At 73.1% G+C, this 6,916-nt stretch carries 10 protein-coding genes; 6 read left to right on the forward strand and 4 right to left on the reverse strand.

Annotation, left to right across the window (positions count from 1 at the left end; translation table 11 throughout):
• Positions 1–27 precede the first annotated feature (27 nt).
• Together ACWEVN_RS24920 and ACWEVN_RS24925 are read left to right on the forward strand one after the other, a co-directional pair.
• Entirely contained in the window at positions 28–492 is a 465-nt protein-coding gene (locus tag ACWEVN_RS24920) for an Lrp/AsnC family transcriptional regulator (protein WP_449684462.1), read from the forward strand.
• On the forward strand, positions 476–1,000 hold the full coding sequence (locus ACWEVN_RS24925; protein ID WP_452052888.1) for an adenylate kinase: 525 nt from the start codon (positions 476–478) through the stop codon (positions 998–1,000). Before ACWEVN_RS24920 ends, ACWEVN_RS24925 begins: the two co-directional genes overlap by 17 nt.
• 2 nt (positions 1,001–1,002) lie before the next feature.
• On the opposite strand, the gene ACWEVN_RS24930 is transcribed toward ACWEVN_RS24925, so the two are convergent.
• Positions 1,003–1,479: an Lrp/AsnC family transcriptional regulator gene (locus ACWEVN_RS24930; protein ID WP_086840754.1), complete on the reverse strand. Its 477-nt coding sequence runs from the start codon at positions 1,477–1,479 to the stop codon at positions 1,003–1,005.
• 58 nt (positions 1,480–1,537) lie between these two features.
• Here ACWEVN_RS24930 and ACWEVN_RS24935 point away from each other — a divergent pair, with 58 nt between their 5' ends.
• Positions 1,538–2,656, forward strand: coding sequence for a trans-sulfuration enzyme family protein (locus tag ACWEVN_RS24935; RefSeq protein ID WP_452052889.1), 1,119 nt, complete (start codon positions 1,538–1,540; stop codon positions 2,654–2,656).
• Here ACWEVN_RS24935 and ACWEVN_RS24940 read toward each other — a convergent pair.
• Positions 2,653–2,865, reverse strand: a complete 213-nt coding sequence (locus tag ACWEVN_RS24940) for an FmdB family zinc ribbon protein (protein ID WP_020640946.1) — start codon at positions 2,863–2,865, stop codon at positions 2,653–2,655. The two genes, ACWEVN_RS24935 and ACWEVN_RS24940, sit on opposite strands and share 4 nt — an antisense overlap.
• Positions 2,866–2,910: 45 nt before the next feature.
• Here ACWEVN_RS24940 and ACWEVN_RS24945 point away from each other — a divergent pair, with 45 nt between their 5' ends.
• Together ACWEVN_RS24945 and ACWEVN_RS24950 are read left to right on the forward strand one after the other, a co-directional pair.
• Complete coding sequence (locus ACWEVN_RS24945) at positions 2,911–4,035, forward strand: alkaline phosphatase family protein (RefSeq protein WP_452052890.1); 1,125 nt, start codon at positions 2,911–2,913, stop codon at positions 4,033–4,035.
• Positions 4,036–4,174: 139 nt separating this feature from the next.
• Complete coding sequence (locus ACWEVN_RS24950) at positions 4,175–4,480, forward strand: hypothetical protein (RefSeq protein WP_452052891.1); 306 nt, start codon at positions 4,175–4,177, stop codon at positions 4,478–4,480.
• A 48-nt stretch (positions 4,481–4,528) separates the two neighbouring features.
• Here the strand turns inward: ACWEVN_RS24950 and ACWEVN_RS24955 are convergent, their stop codons facing one another.
• The gene (locus tag ACWEVN_RS24955; RefSeq protein WP_449684467.1) at positions 4,529–5,068 is read right to left on the reverse strand and encodes a GNAT family N-acetyltransferase; all 540 of its coding nucleotides are present in this window, start codon (positions 5,066–5,068) and stop codon (positions 4,529–4,531) included.
• Here ACWEVN_RS24955 and ACWEVN_RS24960 point away from each other — a divergent pair.
• On the forward strand, positions 5,067–5,828 hold the full coding sequence (locus ACWEVN_RS24960; protein WP_452052892.1) for an alpha/beta fold hydrolase: 762 nt from the start codon (positions 5,067–5,069) through the stop codon (positions 5,826–5,828). The genes ACWEVN_RS24955 and ACWEVN_RS24960 overlap by 2 nt on opposite strands.
• Here ACWEVN_RS24960 and ACWEVN_RS24965 read toward each other — a convergent pair.
• Positions 5,816–6,628 carry a phosphotransferase gene (locus ACWEVN_RS24965; protein ID WP_452052893.1) on the reverse strand — a complete coding sequence of 271 codons (813 nt, stop codon included), beginning with the start codon at positions 6,626–6,628 and terminating at the stop codon, positions 5,816–5,818. The genes ACWEVN_RS24960 and ACWEVN_RS24965 overlap by 13 nt on opposite strands.
• Positions 6,629–6,916 lie beyond the last annotated feature (288 nt).

The following is a 6,916-nucleotide window of genomic DNA, read 5'->3' on the forward strand; positions in this document are numbered from 1 at the left end:
CCGTGGATCCCACGGTATGTTCGGCGGATGACCGAGAGTCTCGATCCGACGGACTGGGCCATCCTGGCCGAGCTCCAGCGCGACGCCCGGCTGCCGCTCACCGAGCTCGGCCGCCGCGTGAACCTCAGCGCGTCCGCGGCGACCGAACGGCTCCGGCGGCTCGAGACCGCCGGCGTGATCAGCGGCTACCGCGCGGAAATCGACCTCGGCAAGGTCGGCTACCCGGTGCTCGCCGTGGTCCGCCTCAAGTACCCGGGCAGCCGCCACGAGCCGTTGCACAAGCTGCTCGGCGAGCGTTCGGAGATCCTCGAATGCCTCCGCACCACCGGCGACGACTGCTACACGCTCAAGATCGCCGCGGCCTCGATGGCCCACCTCGAGCGCACGGTCGACGAGCTGTGCCAGTTCGGCAGCACGACCACGAACCTCGTCTACAGCCAGACCCTGCCCTACCGCGGACCGCGGGAGCCCGCCCGTGACCTCGAGGCCTGAGCGCATCGTCATCGTCGGCGTCACCGGGTCGGGCAAGTCCACGCTCGCGGCCCGGATCGCCGAGCGCGCCGGCCTGCCCTACCACTCCGCGGACGACATCTGCTGGCAGCCGGGCTGGGTCGGCACCCCGGAGGAGGAGCAGCATCGCCGGATCGCCGAGGTCTGCGCCCGGGAGCGCTGGGTCCTCGACGCCGTCTACAGCAAGTGGCAGGACGTCGTGCTGCCCCGCGCACAGCTCATCGTGGGCCTCGACTACCCACGCTGGCTTTCGCTGGGCCGCCTGGTGCGCCGGACGTTCGTGCGGGCGGTGACCCGGCAGCGGATCTGCAACGGCAACGTCGAGTCGTTCCGCCAGGTGTTCTCCGCGGACTCGATCATCCGCTGGCACTTCGCGTCGTTCGCGCGCAAGCGGGACCGCATCCGGGCGTGGGCCGCCGAGCCGCCCGGGCCCGCCGTCGTCCGGCTGACGTCCCCGCGCGAGACCCGCCGCTGGCTCGAGACGCTCTGAGCTCAGGCCCCCGGCGGCAGCAGCGGGCCGCCGCTCCAGTGCTGGAACACCAGGTTGGTGTGCACGCGGGCGACCTCGTCCCGCGCGGTCAGCTCGTCGAGGACCAGCCGCTGCAGCTCCCCGGCCGAGCTGGTCGCGACGTGCGCGAGGAAGTCGTCCGGCCCGGTCAGGTGGTAGACCGCGCGCACCTCCGGCAGTGAGAGCAGGTGCTCGATGAACGGGTCCACCAGCGGCCGCCGGTGCGGGCGGACCTGGACGAACAGGAACGCCTCCAGCGGCCGGCCCAGCTTGGCCGCGTCGACCGACGCGTGCTGCCCGGTGATCACGCCGGTGTCCCGCAGCCGGGCGACGCGATCCAGGCACGTCGACGGCGCGATGCCGACCGCGGCCGCGAGGTCCTTGTTGGTGATCCGGGCATCGTTCTGCAGCAGGCGCAGGATTTCGAGATCGACCGGACTCAGTTCGACGGATGCGGACATCGCCGAATGATATCCGAGAGTGTTGCCCCCGGCCCGGGGAAAGCTCGACCATGCTGCCATGACTTCCTCGCTGCGCACGCGAGCCGTCCACGCCGGCCGTGACGATCTCACGGACCTCGGCGTGCACGCCGCTCCGCTCGACCTGTCCACGACCTACCCGTCCCGCGACAGTGCCGCCGAAGCCGCCCGGATCGACGCCTTCGCCGCGGGCGCCGAACTCGACGGGCCGCCGATCTACGGCCGGGTGGGCAACCCGACCGTCGAGCGGTTCGAGCGGGCGCTCGCCGAGCTGGAGGGGTTCGAACACGGCGTCGCATTCGCCAGTGGCATGGCCGCCGTCTCGGCCTGCCTGCTTTCCGCGGTGGCGCAAGGGAAACGCCACGTCGTCGCGGTGCGCCCGCTCTACGGCTGCAGCGACCACCTGCTCGAGTCCGGGCTGCTCGGCACGGAGGTCACCTGGGCCGCGCCCGACAGTGTCGCCGCCGCACTGAGGCCGGACACCGGGCTGGTGTTCGTCGAGACGCCGGCGAACCCGACCCTGGCCGAGGCCGACATCGCCGAGCTGGCTCGCGTGTGCGGAGAGGTGCCGCTGTTGGTGGACAACACCTTCGCGACTCCGGTGCTCCAGCGCCCGGGCCGCCACGGCGCGCGGATCGTGCTGCACAGCGCGACGAAGTTCCTCGGCGGCCACGGCGACGTGATGGGCGGGATCGTCGCCTGCGACGCGGCGGAAGCCGCCCGGCTGCGGCAGATCCGCTTCGCGACCGGCGGCGTGCTGCACCCGCTCGCCGGATACCTGTTGCTGCGCGGGCTTTCCACGCTGCCCCTGCGCGTCAACGCGGCCTCGGCGACCGCGGCGACCCTGGCGTCACGGCTCGGCGAGCACCCGGCCGTGACCGCCGTCCACTACCCGCGGCTCGGTGGGCCGTTGGTGGCGTTCGAGGTCGACGGCGACCCGCACGCCCTGATCGGGGCCGTCCGGCTGATCACGCCGGCCGTCAGCCTGGGCAGCGTCGACACGCTGATCCAGCACCCGGGCTCGATCAGCCACCGGATCGTCGACGAGGGCGACCGCCACGGCGCCGGGGTCTCCGACCAGCTGATCCGGTTGTCCGCCGGCCTCGAGGACGTCGAGGACCTGTGGGCCGACCTGGAGCAGGCGCTGAAGGCGGTCTAACCGCAGCAGCCGCCTCCGCAGCAGCCACCGCCACCGCCGGCCGGGGCCGCGGGACCGCTCGCGGCCCCGGTGAGGGCGACCGTGGTGAGCAGCTTGACGGTGTCGGCGTGGCCCTCCGGGCAGGCCGCCGGCGCGCCGGATTCGCTCATCGGGCGCAGGAGCTCGAACGTCTCGGTGCACTCGCGGCAGCGGTAGGCGTAGGTCGGCATGCCGCGATTATCGCCGGAGGCGCCCGGGGATGGGAAGCTGGGCGCGTGCAGCCGCCCTCGCTCGCCGACGTCCCGCACCTCGGCCAGGTCGTCCCGTCCCTGCTCGCCGCGCTCGGGGTGCCCGGTTGCGGGAACGCACTGGCGTTGCCGGAGGCCCGCAGCGCCGGCGTGCTGCTCGTCGACGGGCTCGGCTGGGAGCTGCTCGCCGAGCACGCGGCGGACGCCCCGGTGCTGACCGAGCTCGCCCGCGAATCGCTGCGCGTGGGCTTCCCGTCGACGACGGCCGCCGGGGTGGCCGCGATCGGGACCGGGCTCGCCTCGGGCGAGCACGGGATGGTCGGCTACACCTTCGAAATGCCCGGCACCGGCGTGCTCAACGCGTTGCGCTGGTGCAGCCACGAGGACGGCAGCGACCTGCGGGGCGCCCTCCCGCCCCGCGAGGTGCAGCCGCTGCCGACGACGTTCGAGCGCGCCGCCGCGGCGGGCATCGAAGCGGCCGTGGTGTCGTCGGCCAAGTTCCGCGACACGGCGTTGACCCTGGCCACCCAGAGCGGCGCGCAGTACGCCGGGGTCCACGCGCTGGGCGACCTCGCCGCGCGGACGTTGTCGGTGCTCGGCGGGCGCGCGTTCTGTTACGCCTACCACAGCGAACTCGACCTGCTGGGGCACGTCTACGGCCCCGGTTCGACCGCCTGGCGGATGCAGCTGCGGCAGATCGACCGGCTCGTCGAGTCCCTTGTGGACGGTCTGCCGCCCGGCGCGCTGCTCGCGGTGGTGGCCGACCACGGGATGGTGACCGTCGAGGACAAGCTCGACCTCGAAGACGTCCCGGAGCTGCTGGCCGGCGTCCGGACGTTCGGGGGCGAGGTCCGGGCCCGGCACGTCTACACCGAGCCGGGTGCGGCCGCGGACGTCCTCGCGGCCTGGCGGGCGGTGCTGGGCGAGCGGGCCTGGGTGCGCTCGCGCGAAGAGGCCGTCGCGGAGGGCTGGTTCGGGCACACGGTGAGCGACCGGGTGCTGCCGCGGATCGGCGACGTGGTGGCCGCGGCCCGGGACCGGTTCGGGATGGTGCGGGGGCTCGCGGAGGCCGTCGAGACGTCGCTGGTCGGGCAGCACGGGTCGCTCACGAGTGCCGAACAGCTGGTGCCGCTGGCGTTGGCCCAGGGGTAGGCCGTACCCGGGCGGACGACACGCGTACCTGGAGGGACGACACGCGCGGGTGGGCTCGGGTGTGTCCGGTTCCGGGTGCTTGGGCGTCGACTCGGGTGCCTGGGGGTTGGGTCGGGTGGGTGGCGGTTACCGTTTGGGCGTGCCACGACGCAACCGTCCCGGCCGCCGTTCGGAGGGCGGGCCGCCCGAGCGTGACCTCGGGGCCGCCGCCGGGTGGGCGCGGGCCGAGTCCGGGGTGGACGGGGACTGGCTCGTGCGGACCGTGCCCGGGAGCCAGGCCACGAAGGTCTACCGCTGCCCCGGGTGCGACCACGAGATCCGGCCGGGAACGCCGCACCTCGTCGTCTGGCCCGCCGACGAGACCGGGTCGGTCGCGGACCGGCGGCACTGGCACCGGGCCTGCTGGGAAGCTCGGGCCCGGCGGCGGCCGTCCCGCCGGCGGTGAGGTGGCCGGCCGGGTTCACTCTGGAGTTGTCAAACAACGACCGGCGGGTCAGCGCCGGTAGTGCCTCGACATCGCGCCCTCGTACATCTCCTCCGTGTACTCCGCGAAGCCCAGGCGCTCGGCCACCCTGAGCGAGGGCTTGTTCGCGATGCTCACGCTCGCCAGCACCGGCACGGACGGCAGCTCGCGGGCGCACCACGCCAGGACCGCCTGGCCCGCCTCCACCGCGTACCCCTTGCCCCACGCCGACGGGCGGAAGCGGTAGCCGAGGTTGAGGACCTTCTCGCCGTGGAACTCGCGCAGCCGCACCCCGCACATTCCGAGGACCTCCGTTCCGCCGCGCTCGAGGACTGCCGGGTAGCCGAAGCCGTGCTCCGACCAGTGCGCCAGCCACTCCGAGAACATCGCCGACGCTCGTGGCACGTCGGGCGGGTCGGGGTGGAAGCGGTTGGTGCGCGGGTCCGTGTGGATGTCGACCATCGCCTGCCTGTCCGCCTCGTGGAGCGGACGCAGCCGGAGCCGGTCGGTTTCGATGTCGGTGAACACATCGGCGAAGCTAGCGAGGGGGTCCGACAAAATGGCGCCCATGACCGAACTGCCGCTGGTCCTCCTCCACGCCTTCCCCCTGGATTCCCGCATGTGGAACGCGGTGCGCGCGCCCCTCGCTTCACACCTTCGGGTGATCACCCCGGACCAGCGCGGGCTCGGCCGCTCGCCGCTGCCGGAGACCGATCGCGAGCCGAGCCTCGAAGACGCCGCGCGGGACGTCGTCGCCCTGCTCGACCGACTGGACCTCGACCGCGTCGTGCTCGGGGGCTGCTCGATGGGCGGCTACCTCGCCATGGCCCTGCTGCGGCTCGCGCCGGAGCGGGTCGGCGGGCTCGTGCTCATCGACACCAAGGCCACGCCCGACACCCCCGAGGCCGCGCAGACGCGGCTGGACGTCGCCGCCCGCGTCGACCGCGAAGGCACCGAGACCTGGCTCGCCGAGGCGAACCTGCCCAACCTCCTGGCCGGATCGACGCGGGAACAGCGTCCCGAGCTCGTCGAGACGGTCCGGGAGATCATCGAATCGCAGCCGCCGTCCGGGATCTCCTGGACCGCGCTGGCGCTGCGGACCCGGCCCGGTTCACTGGACCTGCTGCGGGACTCGGACGTCCCGGCGCTGGTGATCGTCGGCGAAGAGGACCCGATCACCCCGGTCGCGGCGGCGAGCGAGATGGTCGAGGTCATGGACGGCGCGACGCTCGTCGTGCTGCCGGACGCCGGGCACCTGACGCCGCTCGAAGACCCCGCGGGCGTGGTCGAGGCGATCCTCTCCTGGTACCCCGCGACTCACGAGAAGTAGGCATCGAGCGCCGAGCGGGCCTCGGGCAGCCGGTGCGGAAATCGGATGGCGATGACGAATCGCCACACGACCGAGTACAGCTCGCGTAGCCGCGTACACACGCGAAGCGCCTCTTCGTCCACAGAGCCCGGGTAGGCGGCCAGGAATTCTGGGCCGCCCTGCCGGGCGAGGATGCCGAGGTCCCAGGCGAGCGGCCCGCGCCAGGTGTCCTCGAAATCCAGCCAGCAGGGACCCGCGGGCGTGGCGATCAGGTTCCCGGGGTGGGCGTCGCCGTGCAGCGGCTGCACGGCGACCTCCGGCAACGCCGCCGCGAGGCGGGCCGCTTCCCCGCGCAACCGGGGGTCCAGGTCGTGGCGGTCGAAGACGCGGCCGAGGTCGTCCAGCGGGCCACGCCGGGGTAGTTCGCCCGGGTACTCCCGCAGCGCCGCGTGCACCTCGGCGAGCGACCGAGCGACGACTTCCGGTGCGTACCGGTGGTCCGGGTCGTGCGGGGTGTGGTGCCAGAGAGTGACCGGCAGCCCGTCGGCGAAATGGGGTCCGGCCGGGGGATCCGTGCTGGGTGAGACGACGCGCACACCACGTTCGGTGAGGAACCGCGACACCGCCACGTCCCGCTCCTGCCAGGCCGGCCCGGTCCGCGCCAGGCGGATGGTGGCGGGCACCCTGGCGACCAGCGGACCCAGTCTCACCAGCACGTTCGAGCGTTCGTGGAGCACTTCGGGATCGTGGGCGGGCAGGCCCAGCCGGGCCGTCACGGCGCGGGCCGCGCGCACCGCCGCGCGGGTGTAGTCGTCGGCCACGCCCCGATCTTGCCAGCCGGTGCGCGCGACTGTCGGTAGCGAGGGCTACGATCCCCCTAAGCCGCCGGATCGGGCCTCGTTCGACCCGGTGGCGCGACGATGACCACCACAAGGTTTCAGTGTTGGAGGCAGGAGTGACGGCCGTAGCCCCCAAGCCGATCGCGACGCGCCCGTACCCCGCGCGCGAGTCGGTCAAGGGTTCGTACCTGCTGCGGTTGTTCCGCACGACGGACCACAAGCAGATCGGGATCATGTACCTGGTCACGTCGTTCGCCTTCTTCATGGCGG

This window comes from Amycolatopsis sp. NPDC003861 (assembly GCF_053605405.1).